Annotated in this window: 17 protein-coding genes; 10 read left to right on the top strand and 7 right to left on the bottom strand. The window is 61.7% G+C overall.

What is annotated here, in order from left to right; genetic code table 11:
* Nucleotides 1-63 precede the first annotated feature (63 nt).
* The 10 genes from J5J06_04205 (at nucleotide 64) to J5J06_04160 (ending at nucleotide 13,277) form a co-directional block, all read left to right on the top strand.
* Nucleotides 64-954 (top strand): GNAT family N-acetyltransferase, encoded by an 891-nt coding sequence (locus J5J06_04205; GenBank protein ID MCO6436272.1) that lies wholly within the window; start codon nucleotides 64-66, stop codon nucleotides 952-954.
* Nucleotides 955-1,144: 190 nt separating this feature from the next.
* The gene (locus J5J06_04200; protein ID MCO6436271.1) at nucleotides 1,145-1,663 is read left to right on the top strand and encodes a hypothetical protein; all 519 of its coding nucleotides are present in this window, start codon (nucleotides 1,145-1,147) and stop codon (nucleotides 1,661-1,663) included.
* Nucleotides 1,664-1,793: 130 nt separating this feature from the next.
* On the top strand, nucleotides 1,794-3,323 hold the full coding sequence (locus J5J06_04195) for a YifB family Mg chelatase-like AAA ATPase (GenBank protein MCO6436270.1): 1,530 nt from the start codon (nucleotides 1,794-1,796) through the stop codon (nucleotides 3,321-3,323).
* Nucleotides 3,320-4,231 carry a transglutaminase domain-containing protein gene (locus J5J06_04190; GenBank protein MCO6436269.1) on the top strand — a complete coding sequence of 304 codons (912 nt, stop codon included), beginning with the start codon at nucleotides 3,320-3,322 and terminating at the stop codon, nucleotides 4,229-4,231. Before J5J06_04195 ends, J5J06_04190 begins: the two co-directional genes overlap by 4 nt.
* A 65-nt stretch (nucleotides 4,232-4,296) precedes the next feature.
* Nucleotides 4,297-4,662, top strand: a complete 366-nt coding sequence (rsfS, locus tag J5J06_04185; protein ID MCO6436268.1) for a ribosome silencing factor — start codon at nucleotides 4,297-4,299, stop codon at nucleotides 4,660-4,662.
* Nucleotides 4,663-5,430: 768 nt separating this feature from the next.
* Nucleotides 5,431-7,197, top strand: a complete 1,767-nt coding sequence (locus J5J06_04180) for a hypothetical protein (GenBank protein MCO6436267.1) — start codon at nucleotides 5,431-5,433, stop codon at nucleotides 7,195-7,197.
* 138 nt (nucleotides 7,198-7,335) lie between these two features.
* On the top strand, nucleotides 7,336-9,321 hold the full coding sequence (locus tag J5J06_04175) for a DUF2079 domain-containing protein (protein MCO6436266.1): 1,986 nt from the start codon (nucleotides 7,336-7,338) through the stop codon (nucleotides 9,319-9,321).
* Between the two features lie 269 nt (nucleotides 9,322-9,590).
* Nucleotides 9,591-10,391, top strand: coding sequence for a hypothetical protein (locus tag J5J06_04170; protein ID MCO6436265.1), 801 nt, complete (start codon nucleotides 9,591-9,593; stop codon nucleotides 10,389-10,391).
* Between the two features lie 245 nt (nucleotides 10,392-10,636).
* The gene (locus J5J06_04165; protein MCO6436264.1) at nucleotides 10,637-11,917 is read left to right on the top strand and encodes an amidohydrolase family protein; all 1,281 of its coding nucleotides are present in this window, start codon (nucleotides 10,637-10,639) and stop codon (nucleotides 11,915-11,917) included.
* A 112-nt stretch (nucleotides 11,918-12,029) separates the two neighbouring features.
* Nucleotides 12,030-13,277, top strand: coding sequence for an amidohydrolase family protein (locus J5J06_04160; GenBank protein ID MCO6436263.1), 1,248 nt, complete (start codon nucleotides 12,030-12,032; stop codon nucleotides 13,275-13,277).
* A 32-nt stretch (nucleotides 13,278-13,309) separates the two neighbouring features.
* On the opposite strand, the gene J5J06_04155 is transcribed toward J5J06_04160, so the two are convergent.
* From J5J06_04155 to J5J06_04125, 7 genes are all read right to left on the bottom strand, one after another.
* Nucleotides 13,310-14,317, bottom strand: coding sequence for an HAD family hydrolase (locus J5J06_04155; GenBank protein ID MCO6436262.1), 1,008 nt, complete (start codon nucleotides 14,315-14,317; stop codon nucleotides 13,310-13,312).
* Entirely contained in the window at nucleotides 14,314-15,294 is a 981-nt protein-coding gene (locus tag J5J06_04150) for a hypothetical protein (GenBank protein MCO6436261.1), read from the bottom strand. Before J5J06_04150 ends, J5J06_04155 begins: the two co-directional genes overlap by 4 nt.
* 17 nt (nucleotides 15,295-15,311) lie before the next feature.
* Nucleotides 15,312-16,382, bottom strand: coding sequence for a tetraacyldisaccharide 4'-kinase (gene lpxK / locus J5J06_04145; protein ID MCO6436260.1), 1,071 nt, complete (start codon nucleotides 16,380-16,382; stop codon nucleotides 15,312-15,314).
* Nucleotides 16,379-17,599 (bottom strand): AmmeMemoRadiSam system protein B, encoded by a 1,221-nt coding sequence (amrB, locus tag J5J06_04140; GenBank protein ID MCO6436259.1) that lies wholly within the window; start codon nucleotides 17,597-17,599, stop codon nucleotides 16,379-16,381. The genes lpxK and amrB overlap by 4 nt, the downstream gene beginning before the upstream one ends.
* Nucleotides 17,600-17,772: 173 nt before the next feature.
* Entirely contained in the window at nucleotides 17,773-18,711 is a 939-nt protein-coding gene (locus tag J5J06_04135) for a type II secretion system F family protein (protein ID MCO6436258.1), read from the bottom strand.
* Nucleotides 18,712-18,789: 78 nt separating this feature from the next.
* Nucleotides 18,790-19,821, bottom strand: coding sequence for a type II secretion system F family protein (locus J5J06_04130; GenBank protein MCO6436257.1), 1,032 nt, complete (start codon nucleotides 19,819-19,821; stop codon nucleotides 18,790-18,792).
* Nucleotides 19,822-19,846: 25 nt separating this feature from the next.
* Nucleotides 19,847-21,106: a CpaF family protein gene (locus J5J06_04125; GenBank protein MCO6436256.1), complete on the bottom strand. Its 1,260-nt coding sequence runs from the start codon at nucleotides 21,104-21,106 to the stop codon at nucleotides 19,847-19,849.
* Nucleotides 21,107-21,260: the final 154 nt, after the last annotated feature.

Genomic DNA, 21,260 nt, shown 5'->3' with positions numbered 1-21,260 from the left:
AACTCGCCTTCCGGCGACCTTCTGACTTGATTTCCAAGTCGAGGCGATCCAGCATGGCCGACCATGACCGCCGCCGACATCCGTCATTTCACATCCGGCGATATTGGCTTCGCCCTCGTCCAGACCGGCCGGGAGGGCTGGGACGCCACGGCTGAGCTATTTCGGACAACGCTTGAACTCGAGCCGCAGGGTGCGTTCATTGCCGAGGCAGACAGGCGAGCCGTGGGCATGATTACCACGCTGCGGCACGACGAGACCGCCTGGATCGGCAATCTGATCGTCGTACCGGAATATCGCGGGCGGGGGGTCGGTGCGATGCTCATGGAGCGGGCCATGGAACACCAGACCGGCCGCGGCGTTCGCACGCTGCGACTGGAGGCCGATCCGGCGGGAATCCCCCTCTACCGGCGGCTGGGCTTCGTGGATGAGTTCGTCTCGCCGCGGTTCTTCCGTCCAGGCGCTGCGGTGACCTCAATCGGCCCAACGCCGCGACGCATCGATTCACCCACCTCGGGCTGCCCCGAGGCTGTGAAACGACTCTTCGCAAGCGACCTGGAAGCCGTTGTCGCGTTCGATGGGCCGTTCTTCGGCGACGACCGATCGAGCCTTTTGAGCAAACTTCTGGCGAGCGCCCCCGAAGCGTGGAAGGTCGAATCCGACGACGTACTTCGCGGGTACCTCATCACACAGCCGTCGACGCTGGGAGTTCGCATCGGGCCATGTGTGGCATGGGACGCGGCGACGGCCGACCTGCTACTTGAAACGGCGATCGATGCCTTTGGAACACAGGCGATAGTTGCGGCTGTGCCGGAGAGCAACTTAGCCGCGATCGAATTGCTGGCCCGCAGGGGATTTGTGCAGCGGCCGCCGTGCCTGCGAATGGTCTGGGGTGAACCCGGCGCCGCCGTCGATGTACATCATATCTTTGCGATATCCAACGGGGCGATGGGATGAGGGTGAGCTGTGCCGGCGAATGCGGAATGGTGAATGCGGAACGCGGATGCAGCGGGTCGCCGGCCGTGAATCCTGCCCGCCGGAGACCGCGACGCGGGAGGAACCCAAGGTCGACCGTGCTACAATAGAGGGCAGGCGATGACGTGCCCGAGTGCTTGGCCGTCCCATTGAATCCTGAGGTTGCGCAGCGATGCGAGCCAGAATCAAAGCCGTTTTCGCGTTTACATCCATTCTTCTCGCGTTGGCGTACATGGTTTCTTTTTGGCATCCGATTCACGTCAGTCAGGTGTGGAACAAGGGCGCGCAGTGGGTCGAGCTTCGAGGCGGTGGAGTGCGCTGGTACTACGAGAGCAATCGTTCGAAAGTCATGGGTGGTCCGATGCGTGCAGCGTTCGGCTATTACGTGCCCATTCCAGCGGGATTTGGCTTCGGTTTCGTGATCGCGAACGACGGGTACAGAACTATTGCGTTTCCGGGCGTGTGCGTTTCGTGGTACTGGCAGCCGAGCGCGTACCGGCGATGTGATGTTCTGGTTGACCTGCGGGCGACCGCGATTGTCGCGGCGCTCTATCCAGGCTTGAGCATTTTGATGTTTCGAGCTCGACGGTACATTCGTCGGCGGCGCGGCCTTTGCCTCAATTGCGCCTATGATCTTCAGGGCAATGTCTCAGGCACCTGTCCGGAGTGCGGGGCATCGACGAAGTCATGACCGCGGTTTCGGATTCAGTTCTCGCTTCCTGCGTTCGCGCAGGCTAAAGCCTGCGGCTCAGAAGATGGTTCGGTTGCCTCACTCTGCTTCCCATCCCCGCTTCCGTCCTCTCCGTGTATAATCCTCGCCCATGATCACCCGTCTTCAGAGCATCGCCTTCGAGGGCATCGACGCCATTCCCGTGGAGATCGAGGTGGACGTCGCCCGGCGGGGGATGGGTGATCCCACGGTCGTCGGCCTGCCCGACGCGGCCGTCAAGGAGAGCGTCGAGCGCGTCCGCAGCGCCATGGCCAACTCCGGCTTCGACTTTCCCCGCCACCGCACGGTGATCAACCTCGCCCCGGCCGACATCCGCAAGGAAGGGCCGATCTACGACCTGCCCATGGCCGTGGGCATCTGCCTGGCGGGGGGCAGCTTCGCCAGCGACAGTACGCACGAATACATCATCGCCGGCGAGTTGGCTCTCGACGGTCGCGTCCGGCCGATTCGCGGAGCACTCTCGGCGGCGATGCTCGCGGCCAAGCGAGAACACCGTGGCATTCTGCTTCCGGTGGAGAACGCCCCGGAGGCTGCAGTCGTCGAAGGGATCGAGGTGATTCCCGTCGGCTCGCTCACGGAGGCGATCGGTTTCCTCTCCGGCCAGCTCCCCATCGAACCCGTGGCCGTGGACCTGAGCGCGATCCTCGCTTCGGCGCGCACCTACGACTGCGATTTCGCCGACGTTCGCGGGCAGGAGCACGTCAAGCGGGCGCTGATCATCGCCGCGGCCGGGCGGCACAACGTGCTGATGATCGGTCCGCCGGGTTCGGGCAAGACCATGCTGGCGAAGCGGATCCCGACGATTCTTCCGCCGCTCACGCTGGCGGAGTCCGTGGAGACGACGCGGATTCACTCCGTAGCGGGCGAGCTTCGACCTCGCATTGCGCTGCTGGCAACGCGGCCAGTTCGCGCACCGCACCATTCCGCGAGCACTCCGGCGCTGGTCGGCGGGGGGTCGGTGCCCAAGCCGGGAGAGGTTTCGCTGGCCCATCACGGCGTGCTCTTTCTCGACGAATTTCCAGAGTTCTCCCGAACGGCGCTGGAAGCGTTGCGCCAGCCGCTCGAAGACGGTGACATTACCATCGCCCGCGCCCACAATACGACGCGATTCCCTGCGTCTTTCTTATTGGTGGCCGCCATGAACCCCTGCCCTTGCGGGTACTTCGGCGACCCGCGCAAGCCGTGCAAATGCAGCCCGCTCCAGATCGAGCGTTACGTGAGCCGTGTGAGTGGGCCGCTCATCGACCGCATCGACATCCATCTCGAGGTGCCGGCCGTGACATTCGCCGAGCTGCGCAGCTCGCGCGACGGTACGCCGTCCTCTTCGATGATCGAACAGGTCCATCGCGCCCGGGAACGGCAACGGAGACGTTTCGAGGGCGACTCGACCCTGACTAACGGCCGGATGAGTGGGCGGCAGGTTCGCGCGACCTGCGTGCTCGATGCCGCGGCGGAGTCCGTGCTGCGGCAGGCCATTAACGAGCTTGGACTCTCCGCCCGAGCGCACGATAAGATTCTGCGCGTGAGCCGGACCATCGCGGACCTGGCCGATCGCGCAGACATTCGTGCCGAAGATGTGATGGAAGCCATCCAGTATCGGCGCCTCGACCGCCAGCTATGAGTAAGCTTCGTCCCGCCAGAGCCCCGCGAATTCTCTTCCTCAATCGGCTGCGTCCGTTGCTGCGGTTGCCTTTGAAGGGTCTGCTCTTTCTGGTGGCACTCTTTCTGGTCTGCTTTCCATACCCCGATCAGTTTGTTCGTCATGCAGCGCGGTGGCGTTCGCCGCAGGCGCTGGTGGAGCCGGACAATCCCGGGCTGGAGCCCCTGGTTGAGGAGCTTCGTCCGCGACTGGAAAACGTGACCGATCCGCACCAGGTCCTTGGGGTCGTCGAACGCTTCGTGTACGAGAAGGTCCCATACGATTGGGACTGGAACACCTGGGGCGCGGCCGACTATATCCCCACGGTCACCGAGATTCTCGCCAAGGGGCGGGAGGACTGCGATGGCCGGGCGGTCTTGGCGGCGTCGCTGTTGGCCCGGCTCGGCTACGACGCCCAGATCGTCACGGACTTCACGCATGTCTGGGTGAAGACGCCGCAGGGCGAGACGATGGGGCCGGGCAAGAGGAAGGCGGTCGTCGCGACGCCGGAGGGTATCAAGCTTCAGCCGGGCGCCCTGGCGCAGCTTGGGCGGTCGATCGGCTACGGGATTGGCGTGTTTCCGTTGCTTCGCGAACTGATCCTGGTTGCCGTGCTCTGGTACCTGTTGTTGCACGGGCAGTCGCGACGGTGGATTCACACGGTCGCCCTGGTGCTGCTCGTCGGTGGGCTTCTGGCGATTCGCGCCGGGGGCGTTGATTACCGCAACCTCAACTTCGGCATGCAGGCCGTCGGCGCGTTCCTGATCGCCGCAGGGATCCTGACGCAGTGCATTCGCGTTGGTCGCCGGCAACGCCAGTCAGGCGAGCCGACTGCGGGTTCCGTCAGGCGTAACGGGAAGGCCGGAAGGGGTGCGGGTGCGGGAACATGAGTGCTCACGGTGGATCATTCCGATTTGGACTGGAAGTCCTGCGGCCGATCGAATAAGCTCCCGACGTGGCACAAACGGACGCGCTGAGATTCGCCATTGAGGTGGCCCGCATCGCCCACGACAACAAGGCCGAGGACGTGGTGGCTTTCGATTTGCGGGGGATTGCGGCCGTGACCGACTTTGCGGTCATTGCCACGGGCACTTCAGATCGGCAGATGCGGTCGATTGCGGAACGCGTCATCGAATATGGTCGGCGGCTGGGGCAACGTCCTTACGGGTACTGCGGTCACGAGAACGCCGTTTGGATCGTCTTGGATTACGTAGACGTCGTTCTCCATCTCTTCGCCCGACCCTACCGTGACTATTATGACCTGGAGCTACTTTGGGGCGACGCGCCCCGTTTGGAATGGGCGCAGTCGGAATCGGCTTGAACGCTCGCCATGCGGTTGGTGATGCGGACGCCCGGAGAGCTCGGGAATCTGCGAAATCAATCCGCCACGTTCCTTAACAATTCCTTAACGAGTCTGACGCGGACGATGGCAGCGGAGCCAAGTATCGGTCCTGTTGGCTTTTGCATCCGATTCGTGCTGTCCCGGAATCGCGCTGGCAAGCACGATTTGAGGCAATTCTCGGACACTGTCCCGAAGCACGCTTCAGCTCGATTCTGCACCCTCCCGGTGCCTACGATGGGGTAAGGACAGGTCGCTCCGGCGCTCCGGGTCGGGTGCGACTGGCCGGCTGTGGACCGCTCTCCGTGCTGGACACGGCCTACCAGCCGCCCTATAATGGGCGCTTCGTACGGGTTTGTCGGAATCCACGAGATTTGGTGGGTCCGGCATCCTGCGGCGCGTCATGGCATTCCCGGAGTGGCCTATCGGCGGCCGGTGCGGCTGTCGGTGGGGGTCTCGGGGTTCAACCCGGGGAGTGCATTGGGGTGATTCTCTCCGGTAAACGCCGGGCTGAGGGAATCGAGGCGCGTTGCGCAGGGCCGACCCGTAAGGAGCGGAGGAAGTCATTCTCGTTGGGGGATCAATATCCAAACTAACGTGTTGGAGGAAGTGCAGGCACAACCTCTCCGGCGCATGGGCCTTTGGTCCTGCCCCGGGGGTTCGAATCTCAATTAGAGGGTCTGACCGGGTAAGGTAACCGCGCGGGTCGAGCTGATCCGGGCAAGAATCCAAGTGAAGGGGATGGGTCCGATGAACAAGAGTTTCAGGATGTGGGGGCTTGCTGGCGGTGCAGTGGCGCTGCTTTCGGCCAGTGCGATGGCCCAGACGCCGGTCTTCTCTTTGGAGATCGCGGCGATCAACGGACAGGTTCTTCGAAATATCTCTTGCACGTCCAATGCACAGTGCCCGGGCAACAGTACCTGCGTCGGGTCAAAGTGCACCAATGCAACGACGCTCAGTGAGGCCGACGGCGACATTTCGCCGGGCGACATGATCAAAGTCGACGCCTTCGTGCGCAACTGGGACTCGACCGTAACGACCGGCATCTGCGAGAACGGCGACGCCTGCTCGACGGTGACGCCGGGCTCGTGCACGGCCAAGCATTGCAGCGGGAACGTCACGGTCGCCTGCCCGGACTCCGAATTCTGCGCAGCCCGCGGCTTGGGCATTTGTGTGGACGATACCTGCGATCCGCATCCGTTACTTGGTTCGTTCCAGTGGAGAATGGACCCTGCGACGTACGTCGCGGGCGGTGGAACGAGTCCGACCGGTAAGTTCAACGTGGCGGAGATCGCCTGTGTTCCGGCAGATTGCAACTACACCAACCCTCAGGTGCCTGTACCCAACTGTGCCTGTGCTCCGGGGTATTCGTCCACCAGCTCCTGTACCTGTGCGCAGATCGGCATCTGCAACGCGGCTACGAACATGTGCAACAGTCAAGCGCTCGCGTTCATCGACCTGGTCAGAACGGACTGGGTCTATGCGGGCATGCTCGCAACGACCGCGACTGCGGTGCTTGGGCAGGCCACGGAGATTACGGGTACGGTGACGGCGGCCGGCGGTGGAGCCATTGATAATTCGCCCACGACGCGCCGGTACATGGGGTCGATTCTGCTGACAGCCGAGGACGTCATGCGTGGCACGGTCAACCTGCTGATGGAGAACGATCCGCTGTCTACGTTTGCCACGGACGAGAACATTATCCCGTTTCCCGGCCCGAACCTGGAGGGCGTGTCCATCAATTTCAACGCGTGCGAAGGCGTGGTTTGCAACTCGGACCAGTGCACGACGCAGCAGTGTATCGGCGGGGTTTGCCAGATCGTAAGCCAGCAGCCGAACGGAACGGCCTGCGATCGCGACAGCAATCTCTGCACAATCGATGAGTGCACTGCAGGCGTGTGCGTTTTCAAGCAGCCGAAGCTGTGCCTCCCGCCGACGACGTGCAATCCGGCGAATGGGCAGTGCGAAGGTGGCGCGACATGTATGATCATGTCCATGGACCCGCCGAACTGCGAGATTGACGCGCGGCAGACCTCCGACGTGAACAGCGCGGCACCGGCCCAGGGTGTGAGTGCATTTACTCTTACGTTCAACGGGACCTGCAATGCCGGCACGCTGCTGGCCAGCAACTTCACCCGACGGGTGGTGCCCAACGATGTGACACCGCCGGCGATCCAGAGCTACAGCGGTGCGGGTACCACCGGGACGGTCACTCTTGCCGGTCCCATCCCCGCGAAACACTGGACCTGCATCAAGCACACGGCCTCGAACACCGAAAAGTGCTTCGGGTTCCTGCCGGGTGACGTCGACGGAAACCTTACGTCCAATGCGGCGGATATCATCGCGTTGCTCGATTCGCTCGATGGGATGGCCGTGCAGCCGATCTTTGCGACGGACGCAAACCGTTCGACCATGCCCAACGAGCTTGACGTAACGCGGGCGATCGACCTGCTCAACGGAGGCGGCGTCTATACGCAGTGGAGCGGGCAGACGTTGCAAGCATGTCCGACCCCGTAAGGGACGGATGAAGGAGGCGGCAACGCCTCCCATTCGAAGCAAAACCCAGACGGCGTAGCGAGACCCGAGTCCGCTACGCCGTCTTCTCATGGCCAGGGCGGACTTGACGCGTTAACGTCCGGACCCGACCCTGCTGCCGTGGTTCGATCGCCAACCGCCAACCCTGCAACCACTTCTCGCGCGCTACGCATCGCGATCGGATTTCTGACGCTGGCGGCGCTTGGAGCGACGCTCTTCGCATTTCGCCGCGTGCTGATGAACCCCGTCAACTACGAGGCGGAGTATGTCCGTGCCCCGTGGCTGATCACCTCACTCTTGATTCCAGCTCTGACCGTCGTTGCCGTTACCTTCCTCGCTGCGAACTTCGCGCGCCGGCCCAAGGAGGGTGTTTCTGTCGAGGTAGCTGATCGACGGCACACCGCTTACGAAACCTGGCTAAGGCTGATTTGCGCGGTCGGCGCCTTTCTGGTTGGCGCCGCGTGGCTATACGGGGAACCACCCACTTTTCTCACATTTTGCCTGGTTGTCACCGCGTTGGCATGGTGCGTTCGTGGTTTGGACGGAGTGTTCCCCGTCCTGCCACTGCCTGAGCGCATCGCCGCCTGGTCCCTGGCCGGTCTCATCGTCCTCGCCACCGTGTGGCACGCCCTGGAGCAGGCCCATTTCTGGGAGCACTTCCTGCTGGGGTACGCGGACTTCGGCTTCTTCACGACGGAACTGGAGCATTGTCTGCCCTGGAAGGACGTCGGACCGGAGCGATTTGCCGATACCCGCCTGGGTTACCATGCGGTGTGGATGTTCTACCTGCTCGTGCCATTTTACGCCCTTTTGCGTAGCCCGCTCTTCCTGATGTTCGTTGGCCCGCTTGCGCTGAACCTGGCGGCCGTTGCCTTTTATACGTTGGGCCGAGATCGAAGTGGATCACGCCTGGTCGGACTGATCGTAGCCGTTGGATGGCTCTGCCTCCCATCGGTGACACGGTTGCCTTATTCGAACACGTATGGCTTCCAGTCGATTTATCTTGCGGTCCCTTGGCTGGCGTTCGCGTTATCGCTGGGATTGCGCGGCCGGTGGTTTCTTTCACATGTCTGTCTCGCGGCGGCGGTGCTGTGCGAAGAGACCGTTTGCGGTGTCGCGTTCGGATGGGGCCTTACACTGGTTTTGTTCACGCCACGGCGTCGCGACGGGCTGATCATCATGGCGGTTTCCGTAGCGTACCTCGCGCTGATGGCCGGTTGGGTGATACCAGCCTTTGCTCGGGAAGCTGAGTATTCGCGGCTACAATTGTTCGGAGATTTGCCCGTCTCGGGTTTGTTCGAGCGGCTGACTCGAGCGCGCGTTCTTTACTACCTGCTTGCGTTGATGGTTCCGTTGCTACCGGGTCTGGTCGGTGGACGTCGACTGATCGTGGCGGCGATTCCGACCCTGCTGCTCGTGCTGCTGCTTCAGCAGCGGGACTACCTGAACATCAAATATTGGCACCAGAGCTCGGTTCTGCCCGTGTTGTACGCAGCGGCGGTTATTGGCGTTACGAACCGACAGTATCGCGGTGCGAGTTCCGGTTCTTCCAGGGAAAGCGGAGGTCCCTTGGAGATAATGCCCGATCTTGAAGGCGATGCCGGGGCGCGAAATGCCCGCGAAGGATTGTCGGGTACGGGGGAAGGAAGTATTCCGGGTCTCACCTCCATCTCTCGCCGCGTGGATCTGGCGCCGCCCGTTGCGCTTCTCGTATCCATTGGACTGTTCCACTTCGTCATGGGTATTTCACCGGCATCGCAGGCTCAACGAATCTACGAGGCCGACTCCCGCCTCAATTCTCGAGATCCCCGATTGGACGCTGTGGAATGGGTGCGGGAGACGTTTCCTGACGATCAGTACGGCGTTATCGCCACGGAGCGCATGGCCGCGCATTTCACGGACTACCGCATGGTCTGGCCGGCCCCACGCGCCCGGCTGGGTGCGATGCCGATCCCGTACGTCGTTGTCCTCGATCGTTCCGATCGCTGGGACAAGATCGTCATGGAAGGCGAGACAGAACTGTTCCTGCACGAGGCTGAGGTCGCCGGATTTCACCCGGTCAAAGTCGTTGGTTCCGTCGTCGTGCTCGCCCCAAGTCATCCGTAAGCCATTGTCCGGCATTGGCTTGCGGACTCTCCGTGGCCAGGTGTCTTGCGTCGGGCCGCCGACACATTTCGACAGACTTCGCCGGATCGGCGGGAAGAGGCACCCCAATTGCGTAGTTGAACGTAGTGCGCCAAGTGCGTTTCGCCATTCTGCGACAGTTGCGTGTGAGGTGAGAATGGCCAAAAGCAGCGCTCATTGTTATTGTGCCACGGTTCCTTGTACGGGTTTGGGGACGGGCGACGGCAGTCATCCAGAGGAGGAATTCGACTGTGAGAACACTCATTGCGTTCGGTTTGATCCTAATCGGTCCTGCGGTCGCGTTCGCGCAGGATGCACCGGAAGAAAAGGCGCCTCCCAAAGTCCAGCGGGACGAGGCCAAACATCAGGAGGCGGTGGAGTTGCTGAAAAAGGTCGATGCGGCCGCCAAAGCCGTCGAAACCTGTCGATACGATTCGACCTGGAAGCCAACCGGATTTCTGGCCGAGCGAATGGGTTCAGCCTCGGGACGTGTTCTGCTGGGGGCCAAGGTCGAAAGTGCGGGCGGTGCACACAAGATGAAAGTGACAACAAAGATTCAGCGAACGCCATCGGCCGAAGTTGCAGAATACACCACTGGATTCGACGGAGATGAGTTTTACCTGATCGATCCAACGTCGCAGAAAGTCCATGCGGACATCGACCCCGGCGTGGTCGGAACGGATGGACAAAACGCCAGAGCGATCGTGATGCAGGAATTCGCCCATCCCACGCCCTTCTCGGATGAGATCAACTCGGACAGCGCCGAAATTCTCCGCAAGGAGATGTTCGATGGGCAGGAATGCAGCGTCGTGCATGTGGTTTACGCCGGCGGGCGGGGGGAGGCGGTTTGGTGGTTCTCGAACAAGGATTACCTCCCGCGACAACGCGAGCAATTGTTCAAGAATCCGGACGGCGAAAGGGGCTCGTGGGTGTTGACCATCACCAACCTCGAGATCGCCCCGGAATGGCAGGACAAGGCGTTTGCGCTGGTTGTTCCCGAGGGTTACAAGAAGACGGACGAGTTTGCCCCGCAGCGCGGCATGATGAACTGAATCGATTTGTAACAGAGCAGTTCGGGAGACCCTCGTCGAAGATCCGGCGAGGGTTTTTCCTTGCGCCTGGCCGTCGTCCTCCCATTTCAGCTACGAAGTCATGCTGGAGCCGCTTGGCATGACCGGCACGTTCAACTAGGATTGTCCAATCCGCCGGTCCACGATACCGAAACAACCAAGGAGCTTGACGCTTGGCGAAGTTCAACCGCACTCACCGCAACGCGATATTCACCGCGGCTGCGGCGCTGATCACCCTCCTCTCGTTCTTGCCGGACGCGCTGGCACAAGATAAGCCGATCGCACTCAGCGGGGCCAGGCTGATTCCCATCAGCGGTCCCGAAATCGAGCGCGGCGTGCTCGTGGTTCAAAACGGGAAGATCGCGTCGGTTGGATCCCTCGCCGAAGTGTCCGTACCCCCTGATGCGGAGTTGGTGGACGTTTCGGGCAGGGTGCTGATGCCGGGGCTGGTTTGCACCCACAGTCACGTCGGTGGGATTGGCGGCGCAGATGCCAGCGCGCCTATCAATCCTGACATTCGCATTTTCGATTCGCTCAATCCGCTCGACGCGGGGTATCGGCGTGTCGTGGCTGGTGGGTTGACGACGATCAACGTCATGCCCGGTTCCGGACATCTGCTCAGTGGGCAGACGACTTATCTGAAGATGCGCGGCGGGAATCGGATCGAGGATATGTTCTGGCTGGACGATCAAGGGCGGCCGATGGGCGGCATGAAAATGGCCAACGGCACCAATTCCATGCGTGCCGCGCCATTTCCCGGAACCCGAGGAAAGTCAGCCGCGATGATGCGGCAGCAGTTCATCAAGGCGGTGGAATATCGCGAGAAGATTGCGCGCGCCGACGGCGACCCGGAAAAAACGCCCTCAAGGGACTTGGCCCTGGAGGGTCTGGTTGAAGTGCTGGAGGGTAAGCGCGTCGTCCACTATCACACACACCGCCACGATGACATCCTTACCGTTCTGCGGCTCGCAAGGGAATTCGGGTTTCGTGTCGTCCTTCATCATGTCAGTGAAGGAGCACTTGTGGCCGAGGAAATTGCCGAGGCGAATGTGCCGTGCTCGGTCATCCTCGTGGACAGCCCGGGTGGTAAGCTGGAAGCGGCCAACCTTGCCTATGAGACAGCCGGCGTGCTGGAAAGGGCGGGTGTGAAGGTCGCCTTCCATACGGACGACTGGATCACCGATTCGCGCATCTTTTCACGCATGGCTGCACTGGGCGTTCGGGGAGGAATGTCCCGCGCGGGCGCTCTGCGAGCCCTCACACTCAGTGGGGCGGAGATTCTCGATCTTGGGGATCGTATCGGATCCCTGGACGCGGGAAAGGACGCGGATTTCGTGGTCCTGTCGGGGGATCCGCTCAGCGTCTATTCCAAGGTGCTTCAAACGTGGGTCGATGGGCGGAAGGTGTTCGACCGCGACGACCCGATCGATCGACTCCACGCCGTCGGCGGCTATGGTGCGGGCAATGATCAGGAGCCTTATTTCTGCTGCTTCGATCATCAGGATTAGGCGGAAGGCACGAAGGCGCGCTGCAGAGCCCGGTTTGGGAAGCGCTCGGACCACGGACCAACGAAAAGCGATAGAAAAATGCGAGTGCGCAAGGCGCTCCACGGAAACACAGATGAATCGAAAATACGCTGCGGATCGATGGTGGCGGGGGAGTTTGGTAACAGCGACGCTGGCAATTGCGGTGCTCGGCGTTGAGATTGCGGCGGCGCAGGTCGCCGTGCGCGGCGCGAGGGTCTACACGATGGCCGGACCGCCCATCGACGATGGCGTCGTGGTGGTCCGTGATGGCAAGATCGCCGCCGTCGGGCCGGCGTCGGAAGTTACGATTCCCGACGGCGTCAAGATTCTCGACGCCAAGGTCGTTACCCCGGGGCTTATCGATGCTCACTCCACCGTCGGACTCAGCGGGGTTCTCAATTACGATCACGATCAGGACCAGCTTGAGTCATCTGATGCCATCCAGCCCGAATTGAGGGCGATTGATGCGTACAACGCCCGGGAGCGGCTCATTGAGTGGGTCCGCAGTTTCGGCGTGACGACCGTTCACACGGGGCACGCGCCGGGCGAGCTTATATCCGGGCAAACGCTGATTGCCAAGACCGTGGGCAACACGGTCGAGGAAGCAGTCCTGGTGCCGACGGCCGCGGTCGCCGCGACACTCGGGCCGCGCTCCTTCAAGAAGGACAAGAAGCCCCCGGGAACGCGCGGCAAGCAAATGGCCATGCTCCGCGGAGAGTTTCTCAAGGCCCAGGATTACCTCCGCAAGCAGGATCTTCCCGATGTGGAAAAGCATCCCGCGCGCGACTTGAAACTGGAAGCGTTGGGGCGCGTGCTCAAAAAAGAACTTCCTCTGTTGATCAGCGCTGACCGGGCGCAGGATATTGCCTCCGCACTGCGTCTGGCGGAGGAGTTCAATATCCGCATTTGGCTGGACTCGGCGGCGGAGAGCTACCTTCTGGTGGACGACATCAAGGCTGCAGGAGTTCCCGTGATCGTCCACCCCCCAATGTACCGGGCGTGGGGGGACCGCAAGAACCTGAGTTTCGAAACGGCGGCGACGCTCCGCCATGCGGGTATTCCCGTGGCCATGCAGAGCGGCTATGAGGACTATGTTCCCAAGACGCGTGTCGTACTCCTGGAGGCGGCCATCGCCGCCGGGAATGGGCTAAGCTTCGAGGAGGCGCTGGGCACCATCACCATTGACGCCGCCCGGATTCTGGGAATCGCCGGCCGAGTGGGATCACTGGAAGTCGACAAGGACGGCGACATGGCGTTATACGATGGCGATCCGTTCGAGTACACGTCACATTGCATCGGCGTGGTGATCGATGGCAAGGTGGTAAGCGCTCAGGCTCGCTAGGTCACAGGGAGGCATCCATCTCGCCATCCGGCTCACCGAAAGCGGTCCATGGCGAAGGCGCTAAGTGATGCAAGCTGGCAAAAGCAGGCCAGGACGAAACGCGCTGTAGCCGTGCTGCCCTGATCGTCAAACAAGCTCATCAGTCCCCACACCGCGACGACAATCGCAAGCATCTGCAATAGTGACCCGATCAAGCGCAGTACAGAGAAGTCATCCTGGCTGCGGTCCCGGTGGACACGTTCCAGCAGATCGTGAATCGCCCGGAGCGACTGATTGAGATCGGCCGGGTATTCAGGCTCAGGTGACCGCGATTCACCTTCGGGAGTCGAAAGCAGCGAATCTTCCGCAGGTTCCTTTGCCTCGTGTACCACTCTGCGCTTTTTTGCCGGTACCTGTGCGTGGCGAAGGAGTGGGACTGCTGTTGCCGGCGCTTCGACTTGGAGCGTGTGCAGATCGGACTTCAGGGACTTGCCCATTGCGCTGGGTTCGCCCCACCGCCCGACGATATCCGCCGCCTCCAGCATCGAACGAGCCACGAAGTCCTCATCCGCCGGCTCCGTTGCGTGGCCGTTGCTACTGATCAGGATGGTGCGGCATCCGGCCCGCCGCCCGGCCTGAACATCCTGAGGCGAGTCTCCAATCATCCACGACCGCGACAAATCGAGGTTCAATTCCTCTGCTGCCTGCAGCAGCATCCCCGGGCGCGGTTTGCGCAGGTCACTGTCGCGGCGGTAGCGTTCCACGATGGCCTCGCGACCATCGAGGTATGGGCAGTAGTAGGCGCCATCGAGGTGTGCGCCGGCTTCTTCCAGGAGCGATTCAAATCGGGCGTGCACCTTGGCAAGTTGATCTTCATTGAACAGGCCCCGGGCGAGACCGGACTGGTTGGACACAAGCACGACTCGGAAACCCGCGCGGGTGAGTTGCGCGACGGCCTCCGCCGCACCGGGGAGAAGGGTCACGTCGTCGGGATCGCGAATGTAGCGGCGATCCTCGATCAGGGTACCGTCGCGGTCGAGAAAGACGGCCGGTGTCTTCATCCCTGAGTTCCGGCGGCCAGTTGTTCGATTACCGCCTGACGAAGGAGCGGCAGCATAATCTCGTGATGCCCCACGAGGTCGTGCCCGCGCCCCGGCAGGACAGGTCGCGTCACGACGTTCTGGTGCGGGCGATAATGGCGAATCATATCCAGATTGGCCGTGGTCATGCAATCCAGATTTGCCCCCAGATTGCGGGCGACGGACACGGCCTTGAGAAAGACTTCGGGCAGGACGACCGCCGAGCCGATGTTCAGCCACACGCCGCCGACCGGTGCCGCTTCCGCGGCACCGAGATCACTCACGATATCACAGACCAAGCGGAAATCGAACATCGTCGCCCGACCCAACGCGGCGCCGTCTGCGCCCGGAGAAACGTGCACCGTGTCGGTTCCTAGGGCGAGATGCACACAAGCGGGGATCCCCGCGCGCTTGGCCGCCAGGAAGACACTGCCGGCAGCCGCCGGCGGATTGTGCCGATCCAGAGTGGCTCCGACGGCCGCCCCGAGGCCGCCGCCGCTTTCGGCAACCAGCGCGGTGACCTGATCGAAAAACGCCATCGTTTCCTTGACCATTCCGAACCGGCCGTCGCGAATGGTCTCGGCGACTTCCTCGCTGGTTTCACCGAAGAGCGCCAGCTCTGCATCGTGGATGGCGCACGCACCATTGCAGACAATGGCCCGCACGATACCCCGCTGGATCAGGTCGATGAGCACGGGCCCGCAGCCCACCTTGATGACGTGAGCTCCGAATGCGGCTACCACTGGGCGATCATGGCGAACGGCGTCGACGATCGCCGCGACGACTTTTCGAAATGACTCCGCGCCGAGATAGCCGGGGAAAGCGGCAATCAGGTCAGCAGCCGAAGCACCAACACGCGGCAGGCCGGCCGTTCTTTGTGCCGTCGACTTGTGATGCCTTCGCTCAACGGGGTACGTCCGCAGTTGCGAGAGGTCGATCGGCCGGTACGAGTGGGGCATAGGAGTCTGACCTTCTGCTAAGCATCAACGGAGGCGGAACGACGTTTTCGAATCGCGTCCTCGAGCATCGACTGCAGCATTGTACTCCCGTCGCCGACGAAGTCGATCGCAATCCGCATGACGCGGACGCGACTGCCATCGATGCCGGGCAGGCGGCACAATTTTGCCGCGTCCTTCTCTGTTGTGATGATTACGTCGTATTCGCCACGGGCGCTTGCACGCACCCGATCGAGGTCCTTGGCGCGGTACCGATGGTGGTCAGGAAACCAGCAGGAATCCACGATGCTGATGCCCAGGGATCGAACCGTGCTTTCGAAGGCGTGGGGGTTGCCAATCCCGGCAAAGAGCAATGCTCGTGTCTTCGATGGTGGAGATTCGCAAGGGTGACCATCCAAAAATTCAAAACTTGTGACGCGATGGCGGCACCGAATGACCGGCCGATCCGGAGCGAATTCCTCCAGCCGGGTCATCAGGTACTCGTGTTCACTCCGGCTGATCATGTCGGTTCGAGTGACCACGATGAGCTGGGCGCGGTGCAAGTTACGAGGCGACTCCCGCAGCAGCCCGCGGGGAAGGACATGCCCGTATCCGAACGGGCATGTCGCATCGATCGTTACAATATCCAGATCGCGCCGTACGCGGCGGTGTTGAAAGCCGTCATCGAGGACGACCACGTCCGCACCGAAGCGATCCACCGCAAGCTGGATTCCGGCCGCGCGATTCGCGTCTGCGACGCAGACTGCGGACGGACAATTTCGACGAATCACGAGTTCCTCATCGTTCGGCTGACCCGCAGCGGCACCGTAGCCCCGAGAAACGACCGTCGGCGAGCACCCCAACGAATCCAACCGCTGAACGATGTCTATGACCAGCGGCGTCTTGCCCGTTCCGCCCGCCGTAATATTGCCGACGCTGATAACGGGAATAGGGAACGACAAGGATGGTCCGCGACGGTCGTACCGGCGGTTTCGCGACTCGACAACGGATGCATAAGGGGCCGATAAAGCACGGAGCAATCCTCGAAGTGGCGCCGCCCATCCACCGGCCTTGCCCGAGAGGATGCGATGCATCAGCGAGGAATCGGTCATGCGCGTTCGCCGGTGAATACCATTGCGCTGCAGGTAACGCACGTCTGCGTTGCTTCGTCTACGGCCTGATGATAGCCGAGAACCGTGCATTGCGCGAGCGGAAGCGCCGCGGCCAGTGCATAGATGCATCCCGCACTGCACACTCGGGTGGCGTTGTCATTCAGTTTTAGGGCCTCCACCATCGCCTTCGGACCCCCGGTTTGCAGGGCGGTGAGCGTTCCCTCGTCCGTCTTGCGCACCTCATTTAGCCATGCGGAGCCCAGGCGGCGTTGGTCGCCGAACGACTCCCCGATGTGGCTCAGATCGGCACCCGCAACCACCAGCGTGTCGCGATCGTCCTCGGCCATCAGCGACTCCAGTGCACAAGCAAATTCCGCTAGGTCGACGCCGTCTCCATCACGAGGCGCTGTACCCGTAGGGCCACAGGGATCGCTGCAGAGCAAAGGCACAATCGTGAAATTCTCGGCGCCAAAAAGGTATTGTAACCAAGGAACCTGCAACTCGATGGAATGCTCGCGAACGTGGTCCAATTCAAAACGGCGCAGATCACCGCAGCGTGCTTCCAAGCGATTCAGGAAATCGCCATCCACGCGCGTCGTGCCCAGCGGCGTGGAAAAGGCGCTGGCGGTTGCGACAACGGACGTAGATCGGCCAAAGTGGTTTGTCCCAAGTATGACCACGCGGTCAGGAGCATTTCGATCACGAAGTGCACCGTATGCGGCGGCGTAGCAGGGGGCACCTCGGGGATAATCGAGATGCGGCGCGACAATGCCTTGAATCGTTCCGGCCACGTCAGCTGCCGGTGCCGTGCTGAGCACGTCGCGAAAGAGCGCGCCGCTGGCATCATTGATTCCCAGTTGAGATGCGTGGGGCATCTCCCGGGTGCCACGGGATCGATAGGCTTCGAGCGCCGCATCATAGTGCTCATCGAATCTGGGACTCTCCAGCAAGAGTGCCTCGTCGAGGTTCTGGATCATTCGGGCAAGAGTCTCTTGGTTGAGCGATTGGCCGAGCGCCCGATGGAAAGCCGCGCTGATCTCCTCGCAGGTGTGTTCTCCATCCATACATGCCAGTATTTGTAGTGCGGCCGGGGAGATTGAAAGTACAACTGGGGAAATTCCGCTCGGATCGCGCAGGGCGATGAGTCCGTCCTCTCCGTCCAGATTGAAGGGCTCGACGGGACGCAGGCGTGGCCTGTGTTGCGGATCAAGGGCCATGCACGGCAACTCCGAACGCACAGGGCAATGCTGAAAACGGGAATTGTAGTGGAGGGTGTCCGAAGAATGAAGCGGGCTCGCAACGGCGTGCGAGCCCGCGGAGAATAACCTATAGGGGCCCTAGACTTCGGCGTAGGGTCGGGCCGGTCTCGGCGTGACCGGAACTGCCTGGGTCAGACATCCTTGCCCAGGGTTTCAATCATCTTGAGCGCCGCCGGTCCTGCCAATACTACAAGAATCGCGGGGAAGATGAAGAGAATCAGGGGCAACATCAGCTTTACGGTCGTTTTCTGCGCCTTTTCCTCCGCTGCCTGACGACGCTTGGTCCGTAAGGCCTCCGACTGTCGCCGCAGAGCATTCGAGATACTCGTGCCGAAGCGCTCGGCCTGGTTGACGACGCCCACCAGGGAGCGGGCCTCCTCCAGACCGGACCGGACCGCAAAGTTGTCCAGTGCCTCATTGCGTGGAATGCCCATCTGCGATTCCAATGTGACGAGCTGCAATTCCTCGGCCAGTGCCGGATGAACCGTGCGCATTTCGTCACCCACGCGTTGCACGGCCGCATCGAGACCCAAACCCGATTCGACCGAGATGACCATCATATCCAACACGTCGGGCAGGCCCTTGCGCAGCGTGTCTTTTCGCTTGTTGACGGCCATGGAAAGCCAGAAGTTCGGAGCCATGAACCCTGCGCCGGCGGCAAGGAGAATGATACCCGTCGCTTTGACCAGCGGTTCGCCTCGACCGAATGCCCAAACGCCTCCCGCGATTGCCAGGGCGAGGGCCATGATTGTCTTGCTGGCCAAGAAACTCGTGACGACAGACTCACCCCGATAGCCTGCACTGGCCAGCTTCATGCGCAGCTTGGAAACCTCTTCGCTGTTGGTTGGCATGACCGGGCGCATTGCAATGGGCGCGACGGACTGCATGACCTTCTTGGCGACGGACTCCTTGGCCTGCTGGCGCGTGGACGCAAGCGTCTTCTGAAGCTGCGTCTTGCCCGTCATGCGCCGCTTGATGGCGTCTTCGGCGTCCGACGACTTTGGCCAGACGGCGTAAACTACCAGCGTAATGCCGACCACGAGCATGGCGCCGATCAGGTAAAGATCCATGGGAAGACTCCGTCACATTCTTGACCCCGCCTCGAGGGCGTGGGGAGTAACTGATACTTCTGCCGCTTGCCGTCGTGCCTAGACCTTGATATTCACGATCCAGCGGATCATGGCGATGCCCATGAGCTGCATACCGGCGGCGAGCATGAGCATCATCTGACCGCGCGGGTCCTCCAGCAGGACGCGACCGTAGTCGGGGTTCATGTACATGGTGGCGAGGAACACGGCGACGGGCAGGCAAAACAGCACCCATCCGGAGAGCCGGCCTTCCGCGGTGAGACCCCGCACGAGTCCGGCGAGCTCAATACGCTCGCGTATCACGCTGCTGATCTTGTCAAGCACTTCGGCCAGATCGCCGCCCGTTTGCCGCTGGATCATGACTGCCGTGACAAAAAAGCGTACGTCCAGCGAGTCCACGCGCTTGGCCATGGACAAAAGGGCGTCCTCGATCTTCACGCCGAGGTTCTGCTCGTGGTACACCTGAGCGAATTCCGTTGCAATGGGCGGGGGCATTTGTTCGTAGATGTTCTGGATGGCTCCGGCCAGCGAATGGCCCGCACGCAACGCCTGACCCATCATATCAAACACGTCGGGAAGCTGATTATTCAGTTTGGCCATACGCTTGCGGCGCAGGAATCCGAGGACCAGGAATGGGAGCACGACGATCGCGAGTCCCGTGCCGATCGCCGCGATCGGGTTCACGGACAGGGCTATCAGGCCGACGGTCGCCAGCAGCGCGCCCGCGCCTACGTTGACGACGCAGGAAGAAGCCGACCACGGAATATCCGCTTGGTCCAGCATTGTCTGGAGCTTGGGTACGAAGCTGAGCCGTCCAATAATCGCATCCGCAAAAGACGTGGACTGGCCCGCCGCTCCCCGACGGAGAATCGAATCCACGCTCTTCTCGATACGCACGCTCTTGCCGCGCAGACGGTCCTGCAGTTTCTTCCGATTGGATGTTCGCGATTCCACGACTACTTGAAAGATGCCGTAGAAAAGCAGCATCGAACCGACCACCGGCAGGGCGAGGACCAGCAGGTCGCTCGTCGCCGCCAACGCCGTCGGTGCGGCCGCGAGTAAGAGGGGCGGTGCAGTCGTTAGGCTGGTCATAGATCGTATCCCGTTTCGGCGCCCTTTATGCCACGTCGTCGGTCATGAGCACCCTGCGCGAGAACAACTCGGGGCTGACCTCGCATCCCGATGATTTCAATCGTTCCAGGAATGAAGGCCGAATGCCGGTAGCGATGAACTGGCCGTATGCCTTACCGTTGTCGTCAACTCCGAGCTGTTCAAACGTGAACAGATCTTGCATGGTGACGATATCGCCCTCCATGCCCGTCACTTCGGTCACACTCATGATCTTTCGCGGTCCCCCCGTCAGACGCTGGGCATTGATGATCAGGTTGATGGCCGAGGCGAACTGCTGGCGGATGGCTCGAATGGGCAGTTCAAAACCGGACATCATGACCATCGTTTCCACGCGGGCGACCGTGTCGCGCGTGCTGTTGGCGTGCAGCGTCGTCAGTGAACCGTCGTGACCGGTATTCATCGCCTGGAGCATGTCCAACGTTTCCGCGCCGCGGCACTCGCCGACGACGATGCGGTCCGGTCGCATACGCAGGCTGTTGATCAGCAGGTCGCGGATCGTTATCCGTCCTTTTCCCTCGATGTTGGCCGGCCGCGTCTCCAGCCTCACGATGTGCGGCTGGCGGAGCTGCAATTCCGCAGCGTCCTCGATGGTCACGATTCGGTCCGACACGGGAATGAACGACGACAGGTTGTTGAGCAGCGTTGTCTTTCCCGAACCGGTTCCGCCGACCACCAGGATGTTCAAGTGTGAAATCACACACGCTTGGAGAAAGTCGCGAATCTCTTCCGTGCACGATTTGAAACGCAGGTAGTCATCCCAGGTGAGCGGGTCGGCACCGAAGCGGCGGATGGATAGCGAGGCACCGTCGATTGCCAGCGGCGGAATGACCGCGTTCACGCGGCTGCCGTCCGGCAAACGGGCGTCTACCAGCGGGCACGTCTCGTCACAACGCCGACCAACGGCGCTGACGATCTTGTCGATGACGTGCATCAGGTGGGAATTGTCGCGGAACTGGACTTCGGTAAGCTCCAGCTTGCCGCGTCTCTCGACGAACACCTGTTTGGGCCCGTTGACCAGAATGTCGCTGATCGTGGGGTCGGCCAGCAGCACTTCGAGCGGTCCGAGCCCGAATGTCTCGTCCAGTACCTCGCTGATCAAGCGTTGCCGCTCGTTGAAGTTGAGGAGCGTGTTTTCCTGGTCGGCGAGGTGCGAAACGAGTTCCTTGACCTGCTCGCGAAGCGACTCTTCCTCACCGGCCATGCGCGTCAGGTCGAGTTGATCGATGAGCTTCCGGTGGAGCTTCATCTTCAGCGTATTGAATTGCTCGATCTTTTCGCGCGACACCGGCGCCCGGGCCGTTGTCGGCGGTCGTTGGGGCGGGGCAGACGAGGCCCCGGCCTGCCGGGCCGGCGGGGCTGCTCCGCCGCCTGGACCTCCAGGCTTGGGCGGCGATGCCTGC

Source organism: Phycisphaerae bacterium, assembly GCA_024102815.1.
In the GTDB taxonomy this organism is placed as follows: Bacteria; Planctomycetota; Phycisphaerae; order UBA1845; family UBA1845; genus JAGFJJ01.
The sequence above is the reverse complement of the archived record's forward strand: the minus strand, read 5'-3'. Positions and strand labels throughout refer to the sequence as shown.